General features: G+C 32.6%; 16 protein-coding genes, 1 tRNA gene and 1 other RNA gene. 2 read left to right on the forward strand and 16 right to left on the reverse strand.

The features are described 5' to 3' along the window. The first annotated feature begins 46 nt into the window (after window positions 1-46). Window positions 47-541, forward strand: coding sequence for a hypothetical protein (locus MOV50_RS13000; RefSeq protein WP_321778325.1), 495 nt, complete (start codon window positions 47-49; stop codon window positions 539-541). Here the strand turns inward: MOV50_RS13000 and MOV50_RS13005 are convergent. From MOV50_RS13005 to rnpB, 8 genes are all read right to left on the reverse strand, one after another. Continuing rightward, on the reverse strand, window positions 474-2,093 hold the full coding sequence (locus tag MOV50_RS13005) for a lytic transglycosylase domain-containing protein (protein ID WP_321778326.1): 1,620 nt from the start codon (window positions 2,091-2,093) through the stop codon (window positions 474-476). The two genes, MOV50_RS13000 and MOV50_RS13005, sit on opposite strands and share 68 nt — an antisense overlap. 9 nt (window positions 2,094-2,102) lie before the next feature. Next, window positions 2,103-2,402, reverse strand: a complete 300-nt coding sequence (locus MOV50_RS13010) for a YggT family protein (protein ID WP_321778327.1) — start codon at window positions 2,400-2,402, stop codon at window positions 2,103-2,105. Further along, window positions 2,399-3,622, reverse strand: a complete 1,224-nt coding sequence (locus MOV50_RS13015; RefSeq protein ID WP_321778328.1) for a glutamate--tRNA ligase family protein — start codon at window positions 3,620-3,622, stop codon at window positions 2,399-2,401. The genes MOV50_RS13010 and MOV50_RS13015 overlap by 4 nt, the downstream gene beginning before the upstream one ends. A 44-nt stretch (window positions 3,623-3,666) precedes the next feature. Further along, window positions 3,667-3,741, reverse strand: a tRNA-Glu gene (locus MOV50_RS13020). An 82-nt stretch (window positions 3,742-3,823) separates the two neighbouring features. Then, window positions 3,824-4,369 (reverse strand): response regulator, encoded by a 546-nt coding sequence (locus MOV50_RS13025; protein WP_321778329.1) that lies wholly within the window; start codon window positions 4,367-4,369, stop codon window positions 3,824-3,826. Window positions 4,370-4,548: 179 nt separating this feature from the next. Further along, entirely contained in the window at window positions 4,549-4,758 is a 210-nt protein-coding gene (locus MOV50_RS13030; protein WP_321778330.1) for a hypothetical protein, read from the reverse strand. Next, the gene (locus MOV50_RS13035; RefSeq protein ID WP_321778331.1) at window positions 4,755-5,534 is read right to left on the reverse strand and encodes a hypothetical protein; all 780 of its coding nucleotides are present in this window, start codon (window positions 5,532-5,534) and stop codon (window positions 4,755-4,757) included. The genes MOV50_RS13030 and MOV50_RS13035 overlap by 4 nt, the downstream gene beginning before the upstream one ends. A 115-nt stretch (window positions 5,535-5,649) precedes the next feature. After that, an RNA gene (gene rnpB, locus MOV50_RS13040) (RNase P RNA component class A) lies at window positions 5,650-6,018 on the reverse strand. A 177-nt stretch (window positions 6,019-6,195) separates the two neighbouring features. On the opposite strand from rnpB, the gene MOV50_RS13045 reads away from it, so the two are divergent. After that, on the forward strand, window positions 6,196-6,813 hold the full coding sequence (locus tag MOV50_RS13045; RefSeq protein WP_321778332.1) for a TetR/AcrR family transcriptional regulator: 618 nt from the start codon (window positions 6,196-6,198) through the stop codon (window positions 6,811-6,813). 73 nt (window positions 6,814-6,886) lie between these two features. Here MOV50_RS13045 and MOV50_RS13050 read toward each other — a convergent pair whose 3' ends face one another. The 8 genes from MOV50_RS13050 to MOV50_RS13085 form a co-directional block, all read right to left on the reverse strand. Beyond that, window positions 6,887-7,441: a 2-oxoacid:acceptor oxidoreductase family protein gene (locus MOV50_RS13050; RefSeq protein WP_321778333.1), complete on the reverse strand. Its 555-nt coding sequence runs from the start codon at window positions 7,439-7,441 to the stop codon at window positions 6,887-6,889. A gap of 9 nt (window positions 7,442-7,450) precedes the next feature. After that, the gene (locus MOV50_RS13055) at window positions 7,451-8,308 is read right to left on the reverse strand and encodes a 2-oxoglutarate ferredoxin oxidoreductase subunit beta (RefSeq protein WP_321778334.1); all 858 of its coding nucleotides are present in this window, start codon (window positions 8,306-8,308) and stop codon (window positions 7,451-7,453) included. 1 nt (window position 8,309) lies between these two features. Further along, the gene (locus tag MOV50_RS13060) at window positions 8,310-9,440 is read right to left on the reverse strand and encodes a 2-oxoglutarate synthase subunit alpha (RefSeq protein ID WP_321778335.1); all 1,131 of its coding nucleotides are present in this window, start codon (window positions 9,438-9,440) and stop codon (window positions 8,310-8,312) included. Further along, on the reverse strand, window positions 9,440-9,787 hold the full coding sequence (locus tag MOV50_RS13065) for a 4Fe-4S dicluster domain-containing protein (protein WP_321778336.1): 348 nt from the start codon (window positions 9,785-9,787) through the stop codon (window positions 9,440-9,442). Before MOV50_RS13065 ends, MOV50_RS13060 begins: the two co-directional genes overlap by 1 nt. Before the next feature lie 132 nt (window positions 9,788-9,919). Further along, window positions 9,920-10,798, reverse strand: a complete 879-nt coding sequence (sucD, locus tag MOV50_RS13070; RefSeq protein WP_321778337.1) for a succinate--CoA ligase subunit alpha — start codon at window positions 10,796-10,798, stop codon at window positions 9,920-9,922. Next, a complete protein-coding gene (gene sucC, locus MOV50_RS13075) occupies window positions 10,798-11,970 on the reverse strand; it encodes an ADP-forming succinate--CoA ligase subunit beta (protein ID WP_321778338.1) in 1,173 nt (390 codons plus the stop codon). The genes sucD and sucC overlap by 1 nt, the downstream gene beginning before the upstream one ends. Window positions 11,971-11,994: 24 nt before the next feature. Then, on the reverse strand, window positions 11,995-13,386 hold the full coding sequence (gene fumC, locus MOV50_RS13080; RefSeq protein WP_321778339.1) for a class II fumarate hydratase: 1,392 nt from the start codon (window positions 13,384-13,386) through the stop codon (window positions 11,995-11,997). A 167-nt stretch (window positions 13,387-13,553) separates the two neighbouring features. Further along, on the reverse strand, window positions 13,554-15,491 hold the full coding sequence (locus MOV50_RS13085) for an FAD-binding protein (protein WP_321778340.1): 1,938 nt from the start codon (window positions 15,489-15,491) through the stop codon (window positions 13,554-13,556). Window positions 15,492-15,495 lie beyond the last annotated feature (4 nt).

The following is a 15,495-nucleotide window of genomic DNA, read 5'->3' on the forward strand; positions in this document are numbered from 1 at the left end:
TACAAAATACTCATTAAAAACTTGTTTAATAAGCTATAATTCCCTAATGAAATATACTCTACCAATTATAATCTTTTCTTTACTCTTTTTTGGATGCGCAGACAAAAATGCTTTTTCCAAGTTTAACATGCAAAAAACGCAAGAACTAAGTGCTGCAAACTCTCAAAGTTCTAAGGTGAAAACTGGTGAAAATATTGACGGCATAGTTTCTGCAATATACCTAAATAAAGTTTACCCAAATATATATACTGTAAATGAATATTTTTATGTTTTTTTATATTTAAAAGATGAAAAAAAGATGTATAACCCAAATAGTACAGATGATATAAAACTAACAATAAAACTTAATAATAAACTGCCTATAAAAGTAGAAGAACTTTCAAATGAAAATAAATTTTCTTATCTAGCATCTGTGAAAAATGAGTGGCAAAGATATTATCTTTTAGCTTATAAAAAAGATGTAAATAGTACCCTTAACCTTGCGCTCGAAAGCGGTCTGTCATCTTCGGATAAGTTAGTATTTCAAAAAGATGAACAATAGAGATATCTTCTCCTAAGACTTTTTTATACATCACATAATTTGCTAAAACTTTTTTACCATATTCTCTACTTTCGCTATTAGCCATCATTTCCATACTTAAAAATGGTTCGTATTTACCGCTGTTAAAATTGCCTTTCATTAAATATTTTCTAAAAAAGCCCATTCCCCCATTGTATGCATAAGCCATGAAAAGAGGGTGGTAAAGTGATTTTTGCATCCATTTTAGATGATTTAGAGCATAGTTTATATTATTCTTAGGAATAAACATTTCATCATAATTTTGTATTGGATTTTTAATATTTTTACTTATGGCATCTGTCACAAAAGGCATTATTTGCATTAAACCAAGTGCGTAAGACCTAGATAGGGCAGATGGAATCAACTGACTTTCTTGCCTCATTATTGCATACACTAATGCCTTTTTATCAGTAGTAACTTCTCTTAAATACCTATCATAAGGCATGACATAACCATGCATGTTAAACCCAAAAGCTTTTTCCAATATAAAAGTTTGAACAGGAACCATCTCTAGTTCCATATATTTTTGAGAAAGTTGATAAAGTTCTTCTTTTGGTGTATTTTTGATCTCTTGAAGTATTTGCGACCATTCAAATGGATTTTGAAGGTCTTTTTCATGTTTATTATCATTTATTTCTACAGCACTAAAGTAGTTTGAAAAGTTTTTGTTTGTTATTTCACTTGCGTAAAGAGTATATATATTGATATCTCCACTAAGCATTAAGCTGTCTAAATATTTCTTATTTTTTGTTACTTTATACATCCAAAAATTATTTTTATCTCTATCTATTTTCTTTTTAGCTTTTAACATAGATATGTGAAAATACTGTATAGCTTGGTCTTCATTTGAATGTTTGAGATGATTTAGAGCTAAATAAAAGTTACTTTTTGAGTTTAAATTTTTACTATCAATATTTAATAATGATACTTGGAGCCTATTTAAATGATTGTCATGTGTGACAATTTTGATAAACCTAGAAATCTTCCAGGAAGAAGAAAGTTTATTTACAAACTCTTGGGTTAAGTAGAGGTTTAAATGCTTTCTTCTGTGATTTCTAGTTGTACTCAGGAAAAGTGTCAAAATAGTATCGCTACTGTATTTTGCATAAGCTTTTTGAGAGTAGGGCTCATTTTGAATTTTTAATAACTCTTTTTTTGATTTTGATGTAATTCGTTTAGATAGCTTAGTTCTTTGTTTTTTGCTTAAAGCTAAAGTTTTATAAGGAGAAAAAGCCAATTCTAAACACTTTTTATTTTTAATGGAGAGTAAATCTCTTCTGTTAATACAAGATACTTTCTTTTTTGTTTTTTTGTTGTTTGTTTTTTTTGCATAAAGACGCAATAGCTTTCTGCTCTTGCCTTTGACTTGAGAGTAGGCTTTGTCAGCTTGAGATGGGCTTATATCTTGTTTTAGATACTGCCATATCATAAAGTTTTTAGCACGGCTTGGTGGCTTAGAGTTAATATCTTGAAGTGTTATACTCGCATCTATAGATGCGAGTATAAAAGTAAGTAAAAATATTACTTTAAACATCAAACACTTCTATAAAGAACTCGCAATAAGCACGAAGAGGTAGTCTATTAAAATAACCAATACATTTAGTCCTATAATGATGATTAAAGGTGCCAAATCAATGCCATTCATAATATTTGTCTTTATAAATCTTCTTACAAAAACATATGCGGGGTTTGTTACTCTATATAAAAACTGAACAACAGGATTGAAAGGGTCAGGATTAACAAAACTTAGTAGTGCTGCTATAATTATTACCCAGATATACATCTCTATTATGCCTGTAAACAGACCTCCAAGTTTTAAAATTGTTACGCCTAAAGAGCTCATTTTATAATTTCTCCTATATAATTTTTTATGTATTTATATACATCAGCAATATCTGGACCATTTCTAGCACCAGTAAGTAGATATCGTAAAGGCTCAAATAAATTTTCATCTTTTAAGCCAGAATTTTCAATGATATACTTTTTAAAATCGCTGTATTGTTCAAAAAATGGTGCATTCTTAATAGTCTGTGATAATACTTTTGAAGACTCCATAAACTCTTGTGGAATATTTTTTGTAGCGAAAATAGGTTCTATCTTTGATTTAAGCTCTTTTGTTGTTCTTGCTTCTTTTAAGTAAACCTTAGCTAGTTTACCTATATCTGCATCTGCAAATCCAACATATCTTGAAATCTCAGTGTCGTCTAAATTTTTCAAATGTTCTTTGTTTATTTGCTTTAAAAGCTCTATACTAAAGTGAGTAGGGGATTTAGATATATCCTCAATTGTAAACCATTCTATCGCTTCTTTGACATTAAAAATCTCTTGAGGAGTTTTAGTTCCCATTGATATTAAATAATTTGAAATAGCTGAGGGAAGATAACCTTCTTCTAATAACCATTTAACACTAAAAGTATCTAAAATTGTAGGGATATACACATACTGTATCTTCTTCTCATAGCCAAGAGAAGTTCTAACATGGTTTTGTTTTGAGGTATTACTTATATGCTCTTGGGTTGTAATAACAATAGAAATATCACTAAGCATGTCATCAACAGCACAAGCAAAGTTATAAGTTGGTGTCTTTTCTTGATTCATAAGGACAAAACTATCAATAGCATCTGACTCAAAACTCTCATCTGGTCTATTTATTCTTATGGTGAAAGGATTAGTATTATCGATAACAAGCTCAGCTGGTAGATTTCGACAAGCATCATCATATCTATATGCTTTTTTATTCTCTTTTGCTTCTTTTTCTTTTTTCTCTAGCCATTGATTTGAGCAAAAGCAACTAAAGGCTTTTTTATCATGCATGAGCTGTAGTGCCATAGCTGAGTGATAACGAATATTTTCGCTTTGATATATTACTTGAGTATATTCTATATCAAAGAGAGAGAGAATTTCAAGAATTTCTTTATCATTTACATTGATATTTTTACCTGTATTTTCTATGCGAACAATTAAATTTTCATTTTTTTGTTTTGATACTATATAGTTAAATAACGCAACTTGAAGGTTGTCTATATGCATATCGCCTATTGGACTTGGTGCAAATCGTAGCATTAAAAATTCCTAAATTATTTTTTGATTGTTTATCTGTATGTAAGTGGTGACCCCGAGGAGAATTGAACTCCTGTAACATGGATGAAAACCATGGATCCTAACCGCTAGACGACGGGGCCACATATATGTGAGCCGAAATTATATTGATTTATATCTTAATAAAGCATAAAATAATAACGACTATTAAACTATTTAGTTGTTTTACTCGTAAAAACCTCTAAGTGCTCTAATGATAACTGCATTTTTAGAGATGCTTTCTGATTTTGCATTGTCATTAACTAAGTCATAAAGATCAAGAGGAAGAGAGATAGAAAAAGTTTTTGTTTCAATTTTTCTCTTTTTAGTAATCATAGCTATTACGCTTGTTAAAAGCTCGATAATTTTTTTAGTGTCTATTGGTTTTTGAATAAAACTGTTTACTCCAACTTCTATTGATTCAGAAATTTTCTCTATGTCATTACTTGCAGAAATTACAATAATAATTTGATTTGGATTAATTTCTCTAATTTTACGCGAAAGCTCTATGCCATCCATTCCAGACATAATAATATCAACAAAAACAACATCTGGTTTCACTTTATTATATATAGCTAGAGCTTCTTCTCCGTTAAAACATGAATAAACATCAGAAAAGAAGTTCTTAAATGTAGAACTCAAAAGTTCGTTTGTAACTTTTTCATCTTCAACTATCATTGCAGTTAATTTTTTGGTTTGTCCCGTTAGTTGAACTAAATCTATATTTGCCATTTTGATACCTTTTGTGTTAAATAATAGCAACATTATATAGATATTTTGGTAACAAATGAAATAAAAACAGCACTACAAAATAGTATAAAGTGATGAAATAGCCTAAAAATAGGCTTTTTAGGCGCATAAAAAATTGTTTAAAAATATTAATTTAAAGGTGTTGAAAATTCAACAAATCACTAAATATCATATTTTTTAAATTTTTCAAGCCATTGCGTGTTATATTCTAATAAATCTTCTTTTTGTTTCAATAGAGAATCTATGATGTTAACTAGTGTGTTTTCATCCATGAACTTTAACAAATTCGGATTTATATCTGTTGTATTTTCATCATCATATGAGTTTAGCAATAGTTGTATATCTTTTATTAATTGTTCTTTTTTACTCATTTATTGCTCCAAGCAGTATCGAAATTCATTAATTTAAAATACATATCATTTGTTAATTTTACAAGTCCTACTTTTTTCATAATAAGTTTAACTTTTTTTGGCCAAGTTTTTCTATAGTTAAAAGAGTGGGGATGTCCGCCTATCTTTGCTATAAACTCTAAATTTATCTCTTTTGTAAAAAGAATCTCTTTCCCTTTCTCCTCCACAACCTTATCTAGCCAAAGTCTAGCTTCATTAAAGGCTCTTACATTGGAACTACTTACTATCCATCTTGTAGCAAAATCATTAAGGCATGCTCTTGTTGCTTGTTTTTTCAAGATATCATCATACAGTAGCAGTTCTAGCTTTTTAGTAGTTCCTGCGTAAGGTGAAGGTCTATAATCTCTTTTTAAACTTTTATCTCTTTGCTTCCATACTAAATCTTTTTTTGGATATTTTTTAATTTCTTTTGGATCAAAAATAACCATCTTTTTTGATTTAGAGTAGGGCAGATACAAACTTGGAAGCTCTCTATCGCTTTTAAAAGCTCCTAAGCTGAGGATATTGCCAGTTATTTGAGATACATAACCACTTCCATATCCAGACTCTAATCCTGCAATAGCCAAGATAGAAGCTGGAGGTAAATTATATTTTATAGATAACTCAATAGCATCTGCTGTATTATCAAAGTAAAATAGTTTTACATGATTATACTTTCTAAAGCTAAACTCACTTGAGTTTAGGCTAGAAAAACTTAGCAATATAAATAAAATAGAAACAAACATATTAGTTCTCATATCAACTACCCCCTTAATTATATGTATATTATGGTTAACATAATGTAAATTCTCTTGAAAATTGCTTCTGCTGCTCTACTTTAACTGCAGCACTTGTTTTTAATATTAATTAGTATTTTTAGGTATAGCTATAAGCCGAGTTTTGTTTTCCAAAGAAATATTTTTTGCAAAGCAAAAAGCAGTTCCCTTGTTTTGATAGCATTAATCTACTACACTATTTACATAGTGTTTCTAGCGAAGCAGTAGCATTATAAGACGCTGACCATCTACTTCTTGCTGCCATGTTGGGTTTACAAGCTCTCTATGTTGCCATAGAAACTGGTGGTCTCTTACACCACCTTTTCACCTTTACTATCTTAACGATAGAAGTCTATTTTCTGTTGCACTTTCCCTCGTATTACTACGGCCATTTGTTAAATGGAACACTGTCTTATAGCAGCTCGGACTTTCCTCTTGTAAGACAAGTATCTATCCACTATACCTATTGAAATAATACTAAACATTTCCTTTAGAGAAGTTTTTGTAGGCAATGAACAGCTGTTCATTTTAAACGAGTACGAAGTGAACGGTTGTTCTTTTAAGCATAAGCTTATATTAACAACTGTTCATATATAATACCTATTAAGTTAACACTTGTTCATTATTAATATAAAGGCTTAAAATGACTGAAAATACGACACTTGGTAGAAAAAATGGAACAAAGCAGAAGATATTAAAAGTATCAACTACCCTATTTTCAGAGTTAGGATATAGAGGTGCTAGTATTAGAAAAATCGCTAAAGAAGTTGGTATAAGAGAGAGTGCCATTTATAATCATTACGCTAGCAAAGAGGAAATATTTTTAGATGTAGCAAAAGATATTTTTAGTTCGCCCTTCTCTTCTAAGGACTTAAATATACAAGAAGAAGCACTTAAAGGCAAAGGATTTGTGCAAAACTTTACAATGCAGTATAAGCTACTTGCTTTTGACAAGAGCAGCGAGAAGATGTTTAGACTACTCATGATAGAACTTTTTGCCAACAAAGAGCTTAGAGAGCAGTTTATGAGTGAATTTCATGCTAAGAATATCAAAGTATTGTCAGAGGCTTTCTTTATTATGATGCAGAACTCTATTATTAAATCACAAGACCCCATGATGATTTCTTATGAATTTTTATCAACCCTTTTTTATATCAGGCTGCAAATAACGCTTATGAGGTTTGATAATGATTCCACCACTGCCCTTTCAACCATTTTTGAAAAGCATGTTGAGTTTTTTTGGGACAGTATTAAAATATAATACTAATTGATATTATATTTTAAATTAAAAAAAAAGCAATCAAATAAATGATTGCCTTTAAAGTTTAAACTAATTAAGCCATAGCTTTTTTAGCGTAACTTTCACCAAGCTCATAAGCTTTTTTGTTTACTTCATGAACTTTAGCTGGTACTTTAGAAAGCATCGTATCAATTAAAACTTTTTTATCTAGAGCATCCATCATTGTATTTGCAATTGCTAGAGCAACAACAGATTGAGTAATTACATTACCAACCTCTTCTTTTGCGATTGTAATAATTGGAATTTCATGAATCTTCCATGTTTTTCTATCTTCATCAGTTGGTTTAACAAGGTTAGGATCAACCACGATTGTTCCACCTGGCTTAACGCCATTTTTAAAAGAGTTATAACTAACTTGAGCAACTGAAAGCATGAAACCAATGTCACCTTCGTTTGCATACGGATAATAAATTTCTTCATCATCAAGTTGAATATCAACAACAGTTGGTCCACCACGAACTTGTGATGTGTATGTTGCAGTTTTCAATCCATGACCACCAGTTTTAATCTTCGCAGCAGCAAAAATTTCTCCAGCAAGAAGAACACCTTGTCCACCAACACCTGTAAATCTCATTAAAGTTCTAGACATTGTATCTCCTTATATCTTTTTCACAAAGTCATCTTGAGTGATTTTTTTTCTTTCACCCTGATGTACTTTTTGAATTTCTGCATACATATCACAATACTCATCAGCATCTTTATCTTCATGTAAGATACCAAGTGGTAGCAAGTTAATCTGTTCTTCTGTAGTTAAAGCATCAAATTTCTTTTTAGCAAGAGAAATACTCTTTATCCAGTCAAGATTTTCCATAGCAGAAACCATTTTATTTTTTCTACCTAGGTTAATATGACAGTTTGAAAGTACTTCCGCAACTGAAAAACCTTTATGCTCCATAGCTTTAACAAACATTTTTTCAAGTTTCTTAGGCTCTATCATAGTTTCTCTAGCAACAAAAGAAGCTCCAGAAGCGATAGCAAGCTTACATGTATCAAAAGTTGGATCAATATTACCAGCTTTTTGAGTTACAGTCCACATACCCTTAGGTGTAGTAGGCGAAGTTTGAGAATTTGTTAAACCATAGATGAAGTTATTGATAATAATAAAAGTAATATCAATATTTCTTCTACAACCATGAATAGTATGGTTACCACCAATAGCAAGTGCATCACCGTCACCAGCAACACAAATAACTTTTTTAGTTGGATTGGCTAATTTAATACCAGTTGCATAAGCTATTGTTCTACCATGAGTTGTATGAACTGTATTAAAATCAACATAAGAAGAAAATCTTCCAGAACAACCAATTCCTGAAACTAGACAAATATCATCTTGATCCCAACCTAGTTTCTCAATAGCTCTTACAAACGACTTAAGAATAACACCATCTCCACAACCCCAACACCATAGTGTTGGCATTTTTTGAAGTCTTAAATATTTTTCATAATTAAATGCCATCTTATAACTCCTTTACTTTATTTACAATCTCATAAGGAGATATTGGTCTACCATTAACTTTAAATAAACCATCTATGTCTAATCTTGATGTAGCACGCTGTACTTCATCTCTATATTGACCAATATTAAGCTCTACAACTAAAACTTTTTTAATTTTACTTGCATGCTCTCTCATTTTGTCAGCTGGAGAAGGCCATAATGTAATCGGTCTAAATAAACCAGCTTTAATACCATCTTTTCTTAAGTGACGAATTGCTTCTTTTGCAGCTAGAGAAACTGAACCATAAGCAATAATCATGATTTCCGCATCAGCCATTTCAAATTCTTCATAAGACTCAATTTCATCTTTATGAAGTTCTACTTTATCTTCTAGTCTTTGAATCAGTTTTCTACATGTTTCAATTTCCTCAGTTGGGAAACCATTTTTATCATGATGAAGACCTGTAAAGTGATATCTATAACCTTCAAACATTGGGTTAAGAACAGCAGGCTCATCATGCTCACATTCGTATGGAAAATAATCTTCAGGCTTCCCATCGAATTTTTTTCTTGGTACTATTCCAGCTTCAACTTCTTCTTCAGTAGGAATAATCGCTTTTCCATGCATATGACCAATAGTTTCATCTAAAAGTACAAATACAGGTTGCATAAATCTATCTGCAAGATTAAATGCTCTTACGGTTTCAGTATAGCACTCTTCTAGACTACCAGCACATAAAGTAATTGATTTGTAATCACCATGTGAAGGATTTTTTGCCTGAGCAACATCACCTTGAGATACACGAGTTGGAAGACCAGTAGATGGACCACCACGCATAACATTAATACACACTAAAGGTACTTCTGCCATTTGAGCAAGACCTAAATTTTCAGCCTTAAGTGAGATACCAGGACCAGATGTTGCAGTAAGTGCTCTTACTCCACTCATGCCAGCACCAATAACAGCACAAATTCCAGCTATTTCATCTTCCATTTGGATTGAAACACCACCCTTTTTTGGTAAAAGGTCAGAACACACATGCATGATTTCACTTGATGGTGTTAATGGATAACCACCATAAAACATACATCCAGCATCAATAGCAGCTTCAGCAGCTAATTCGTTTCCATTTCCTATAACTTCTCTTGGCATTATCTTGCTCCCTGCTCTATTGAATAGTAGTTATTTGCTTTTATAGCTTCTTGACGAGCTTTAGCTTCGTCAGTAAGTTTTGCAAAGCTTAAACCAGCTTCTTTTAATTCTTTTCTATCTGCTACATATATAGCGAAATCTGGACATGATAATTCACACTCAGAACAGCCAATACAAGCTTCTGGGTGCTCAATAGAAATCATTGCACCTAGTGTTGAAGATACTTCATATCGCATTGAAAGTACGCCTGATGGACATACAGAAACACAAATGTCACATGCTTTACAGTTGCTAGTGTTTACCCATACTGGTTGATTACCAGGATTTACAGTCTTAAAAGTTCCCATTTATTCTCCTATATTGTTTGATACAAATTAATTTGTATCCACTACTCTTTTAAAACCAAAGAGTAGCTAATTGTTTATAAGTTTTTCCTAAAATAGACTATTTTTCTTATATAAATATTAGAATTTATAATATTAGTCTAGCTTAGACATAACCTCTGCGATTGCTTTTCCAATATCAGCAGGAGAAACTACAACTGTTACGCCAGCAGCTTCAAGTGCATCCATCTTTTCTTTTGCAGTACCAGCAGAACCAGAAACTATTGCTCCAGCATGACCCATAGTTTTACCTTTTGGTGCAGTTTGACCTGCGATAAATGCAACGACTGGTTTAGTAATTTGTTCTTTGATTAACTTAGCAGCTTGAATCTCAAGATCTCCACCAATTTCACCAATCATAACGATTGCTTTAGTATCTGGATCTGCTTCAAACATCGGTAAAAGTTGGTTGTATGAAAGACCAATAATTGGATCTCCCCCAATACCAACAGCAGTTGTAATACCATAACCTTCATTACAAACTTGATTTGCACCTTCATAAGTTAATGTACCTGATTTAGAAATCAGACCAACACTACCTTTTTTGAAAACCATACCAGGCATAATTCCAATTTTACACTCTTCAGCAGTGATAATACCTGGACAATTTGGTCCAATAGTCATCATACCATGCTTAGTTGCATGAGCTTTAGCAGCTTGCATATCTTTAACTGGTGCACCTTCAGTAATAATTACTGCAAGTTCTATTCCAGCTTCTGCAGCTTCCATTACAGCATCTCCAACAAATGCAGGTGGAACAAAAATCATAGAAACAGTAGCGCCAGTTGTAGAAACAGCTTCAGAAACTGTATTGAAAACTGGTTTACCTAAATGTACTTGACCACCTTTGTTTGGCGTAACACCACCAACAATTTTAGTACCATACGCTAAACATTGCTCAGCATGAAAAGTACCCTCTTTACCTGTAAAACCTTGAACGATTACTTTTGTATCTTTATTTACTAAAATTGACATTAGTTTCCTTTTGCAGCTGCAATAGCTTTAGCTGCGCCATCACCTAAATCATTACCAACAATTAAGTTTGCAATGTTAGCATTTTTAAGAATCTCTGCAGCTTCTGGTGCATTTGTTCCATCTAGTCTAACAACAACAGGAACTCTAACATCTGTTATTTTAGTAGCTTCAATAATACCATTTGCGATACGATCACAACGAACAATACCACCAAAAATGTTAACAAAAATAGCTTTCACATTTTTGTTTTTAAGAATTATTTCAAACCCTTTTGCAACTGTTTCAGCATTAGCTTTTCCACCAACATCTAAAAAGTTAGCTGGAGTTCCACCCATATAGTTAATTGTATCCATAGTACCCATCGCAAGACCAGCACCATTTACCATACAACCGATTTCACCATCTAGTGCTACATAAGAAAGACCATATTTAGCAGCTTCTAACTCGTCTGCATCTTCTTCAGTTAAATCTCTCATAGCTTCAATTTCAGGTTGACGCCCAAGAGCAGAGTTATCAAAGCCCATTTTTCCATCTAGTGCTATGAATTCACCTGAACCAGTCTTAACAAGAGGATTGATTTCAATCATCTCTGCATCATTTTCCATATATAGTTTAAATAATTTTTTTGCAAAAGTGATAATATTTTTTTGCTCACCTTTATCCGTGATACCTAAACCAAATGCTAATTGACGACCATGAAAGCCCTGAAAACCAATTGCTGGATCAATAGGTACTGTTATAATCTTTTCAGGAGTATTAGCTGCAACATCTTCAATATTCATTCCACCTTCAGTAGAAGCCATAATTAAAGGCATTTCTAATTTTCTATCAAGAACAACAGAAAGATATAGCTCTTCTTTTATATCTGCACCATCTTCGATATAAAGTTTTTGAACAAGTTTACCTTCAGCAGTCGTTTGATGAGTAACCAAAGTCATTCCTAAAATTTCTTCAGCAAGTTCTTTTACTTCGTCTATTGATTTAGCAAGTTTAACACCACCGCCAAGACCACGACCACCTGCATGAATCTGAGCTTTAACAACCCAAACAGGACCACCTAATTCTTTTGCAGCTTCAACTGCAGCATCAACGCTTTCTACCATTATACCTTTAGGTACAGGTATGCCATACTTAGCAAAAACTTGCTTCGCTTGATATTCATGTATATTCATCTATTCTCCTTGTTTTTAAATGTGTTAAGCACTTGGTGCAATCATATTCTCTGGTATAACATACTTGTCAAACTCTTCAGCTGTTAATAAACCTAAGTCTATCGCTGTTTCTTTTAAAGTTGAATTATTTGCATGAGCTGTTTTTGCAATTTTTGCCGCATTATCATAACCGATATGTGGATTTAAAGCAGTAACAAGCATTAATGAATTGTGAAGATAAAAATCTATTTTATCTGCAACAGGTTCTAAACCAACTGCACAATGATCATTAAAACTAGTAATGCTGTCCGCTAATAAACGACAACTTTGTAAATAATTTAATGCGATTACAGGCTTATAAACATTTAGCTCAAAGTTACCTTGAGAAGCACCCATAGAAATAGCTACATCATTACCAAATACTTGGCAAGTAACCATAGTTACAGCTTCAGCTTGAGTAGGATTTACCTTTCCTGGCATAATTGAACTTCCTGGCTCATTTGCTGGAATTTCTAATTCACCAATACCACAACGAGGACCAGATGCTAACCATCTAACATCATTAGCAATTTTCATCATGTCAGCAGCTAAAGCTTTTAGCGCACCATGAGAATAAACTAGAGCATCATGAGAAGTCAAAGCATGAAACTTATTTGGAGCAGTGATAAAATCATGTCCCGTAAGTTCTGTAAGTTTATCTGCAACTCTTTTTCCAAGTTCTGGATGTGCATTAAGACCTGTTCCAACAGCTGTTCCACCTAAAGCTAGTTCGCGAACTGCTTCAAGAGAATCTTTTGCCATTTTTTCACATTTATTTAACATTTCAACCCAGCCAGAAATTTCTTGACCTAGTGTGATTGGAGTTGCATCTTGAAGATGAGTACGACCAATTTTTACAACAGATTCAAATTTTGCTGATTTTTCTTCTAGCGTTGCTTTTAATTTAGCGATTGCAGGTAAAACACGAGTTTCTACTGATATAACTGCTGCTACATGCAAAGCTGTTGGATATGTATCATTTGATGACTGAGATTTATTTACATCATCATTTGGATGAACAAGTTTCTCAGTTCTAAAATCTCCGCCTAGTATTTCTGTTGCACGATTAGCAAGAACTTCATTGTTGTTCATATTTGATTGTGTACCAGAACCTGTTTGCCACACAACTAGTGGATAATTAGCATCAAGTTTACCCGCTAACATATCATCTGCTGCCGCTGCAATAGCATCAGCTTTTTTACCATCTAATTTACCTAAGTCTTTATTAACCAAAGCAACAGATTTTTTTAGAAATGAAAATGCTCTTGTAATCTCATAAGGCATAGTTTCTTCGCCAATAGCAAAGTTTTCTATACTTCTTTGAGTTTGCGCTGCCCAATAAGCGTCTATTGGAACTTGAATTTCACCCATAGTATCTTTTTCAATACGCGTATTCACAATTATTCTCCTTTTGATAAAATTATCATAATATAAATTTAAAAAATTAACCTCTAAAATGTATTCAAATTATTTTAGCACTCTTTTTATAATTCTACACATTTTATATATCTATTTTTCAAGACATGTAAAAATGTGTAGTTTTTACTCAGTTAATTTTTATTCTTTTATTTAACTTCAAGACCGAATGTAAATCCGTCATTAACCTTAGCTATAAGCTCTGGTAAAACATCTTCATAATCACCAACTATACCGAAATCTGAATTAGCAAAAATTGTTTCTTTTGCATTATGATTTATGGCAATAATGGTTTCTGATTCTTTCATACCAGCGATATGTTGAACTGCTCCACTGACACCAACTGCAATGTAGATTTTTGGTCTAACAGTTTTTCCAGTTTGTCCAACTTGTCTAGCATACTCAGCTAAACCCTCATCAACAACTGGACGACTTACTGCCCATTCTGCATTAACACCTTGCTTATTTAATGCCGCAGCTAAATCTTTAACTAATTGCATCTCATCACTAACAGTACCTCTACCGCCAGTAATAATAATATCTGCTTCAAATAAGTTTTGTAAACCACCCTCACCTCTTACAGTTTGGATAATTTCTGTTACAAAATCATCTTCTATAAGTTTTGGAGTAAAAGATGTAACTATACCTTCTCTGCTTTCATCTAAAGTTGGTACTTCAAAAGTTCCCGCTCTAGCAGTAGAAATTTGAGGACAAACAAAACCTAAAATTGTTGCAAGCTTAGACTCACCATAAGTAGGTCTTCTTGACTCTAATATTGGATAATATCTAATTTTTTTCTTTCTATCGTAGTGTTCGCCGATCTCAAGTGCAGTACAATCAGCTGTAACTCCACCATCAACCTTAACACCAATTCTAGGAGCAAGTTCACGACCTGCTGTTGTTGCAGCAAAAAGTGCAATTTCTGGGTTTTTATCTTTAATAACTTGTGCAAAAATAGATGCAAAAGGTAAGATTCTATATTCTTCTAATCTTTCATCATTTACAACTATTACTTCATCTGAACCAGATGCTATTAACTCTTTAGCTAAATCATCAATGCCATTACCTATAATTAAAGTTACTACTTTTGTACCTTCATCAAGATCTTTAGCTAAATCTCTTGCTGGAGTTAATAACTCTAAAGAAGGTCTAGAAATTTTTCCATTAACAACCTCTGCCCAAGTCAAGATGCCAGAAGCACCTTTTCTAAAGTCAACATCTTCAAAACCTTCTGGTTTTTTCTTTTCTTTTTTTACTTTTTTCTCTTTTACTTCTATTGTATTTTTACCAGATTTGATATTTTCAATCAAACTTGCTACTAACTCAACTTCTCCATGACCTTCACACATCTTAATCGGAGCACGCTCACTAACTATATTTGCAACTTTTGCAACAATAGTAGGTGAACCACTTAATCCAATCATTTTATCACTTAAGTTAATATCAGTAATATTAAATACTTTTACTTCAGACTTTCTAGCTTTTACGGCACCACTTAAAGATGGGCGTCTAGGGTCAATCCCTGTTGGAGTAAAAGAAAGCGTACAAGGAAGAGGTAGTTTCATCATCTGATAACCACCTTCAATAATTCTTTTTGCTACGATATATCCATCTGTTAAAGAAGCAACTTCAATAAATGTAGCTTGAGGAATTCCAAGATTTTCTGCAACTTGAGATGGAACATGTGCTGTATCTCCATCACTTGTTTGTCTTCCTGCAACGATAATAAAATCTTCATTTAGACCTTTACCAAAACCTAAATGTTTTAACATCGTAGCAATTGCTAAACCAGTAGCATAAGTATCTGAGCCACCAAGTTTTCTATCGCTTAAAAGATACGCTTCATCATATCCCATTGAAATCGCTTTTTTCAAAGAAACCACAAAAGATGGTGGTCCCATTGAACATACAATTAATTTTGCATCTGGGTTATCATTTTTCATTTGGATTCCAGCTTCTAAAGCATATCCACAATCTATATTAATAATAGATTTCGCTTTCGTTCTATCCATTAAACCGTCGTCGCCCATTCTCATCTCAGATGGTAATGGAACTTGTTTCATTAAACTGATTATTGTTAAAGCCATATTA

This window comes from Sulfurimonas sp., from assembly GCF_029027585.1.
In the GTDB taxonomy this organism is placed as follows: Bacteria; Campylobacterota; Campylobacteria; order Campylobacterales; family Sulfurimonadaceae; genus Sulfurimonas.

Bases quoted from the DNA above. Each gene is read 5' to 3' on its own strand.
- MOV50_RS13060 (WP_321778335.1), bottom strand. From the start codon at position 9,440: ATGCCAAGAGAAGTTATAGGAAATGGAAACGAATTAGCTGCTGAAGCT.
- MOV50_RS13015 (WP_321778328.1), bottom strand. From the start codon at position 3,622: ATGCTACGATTTGCACCAAGTCCAATAGGCGATATGCATATAGACAAC.
- sucC (WP_321778338.1), bottom strand. From the start codon at position 11,970: ATGAATATACATGAATATCAAGCGAAGCAAGTTTTTGCTAAGTATGGC.
- MOV50_RS13035 (WP_321778331.1), bottom strand. From the start codon at position 5,534: ATGAGAACTAATATGTTTGTTTCTATTTTATTTATATTGCTAAGTTTT.
- MOV50_RS13050 (WP_321778333.1), bottom strand. From the start codon at position 7,441: ATGTCTAGAACTTTAATGAGATTTACAGGTGTTGGTGGACAAGGTGTT.
- MOV50_RS13085 (WP_321778340.1), bottom strand. From the start codon at position 15,491: ATGGCTTTAACAATAATCAGTTTAATGAAACAAGTTCCATTACCATCT.
- MOV50_RS13030 (WP_321778330.1), bottom strand. From the start codon at position 4,758: ATGAGTAAAAAAGAACAATTAATAAAAGATATACAACTATTGCTAAAC.
- sucD (WP_321778337.1), bottom strand. From the start codon at position 10,798: ATGTCAATTTTAGTAAATAAAGATACAAAAGTAATCGTTCAAGGTTTT.
- MOV50_RS13000 (WP_321778325.1), top strand. From the start codon at position 47: ATGAAATATACTCTACCAATTATAATCTTTTCTTTACTCTTTTTTGGA.
- MOV50_RS13010 (WP_321778327.1), bottom strand. From the start codon at position 2,402: ATGAGCTCTTTAGGCGTAACAATTTTAAAACTTGGAGGTCTGTTTACA.
- MOV50_RS13065 (WP_321778336.1), bottom strand. From the start codon at position 9,787: ATGGGAACTTTTAAGACTGTAAATCCTGGTAATCAACCAGTATGGGTA.
- MOV50_RS13045 (WP_321778332.1), top strand. From the start codon at position 6,196: ATGACTGAAAATACGACACTTGGTAGAAAAAATGGAACAAAGCAGAAG.
- MOV50_RS13055 (WP_321778334.1), bottom strand. From the start codon at position 8,308: ATGGCATTTAATTATGAAAAATATTTAAGACTTCAAAAAATGCCAACA.
- MOV50_RS13005 (WP_321778326.1), bottom strand. From the start codon at position 2,093: ATGTTTAAAGTAATATTTTTACTTACTTTTATACTCGCATCTATAGAT.
- MOV50_RS13025 (WP_321778329.1), bottom strand. From the start codon at position 4,369: ATGGCAAATATAGATTTAGTTCAACTAACGGGACAAACCAAAAAATTA.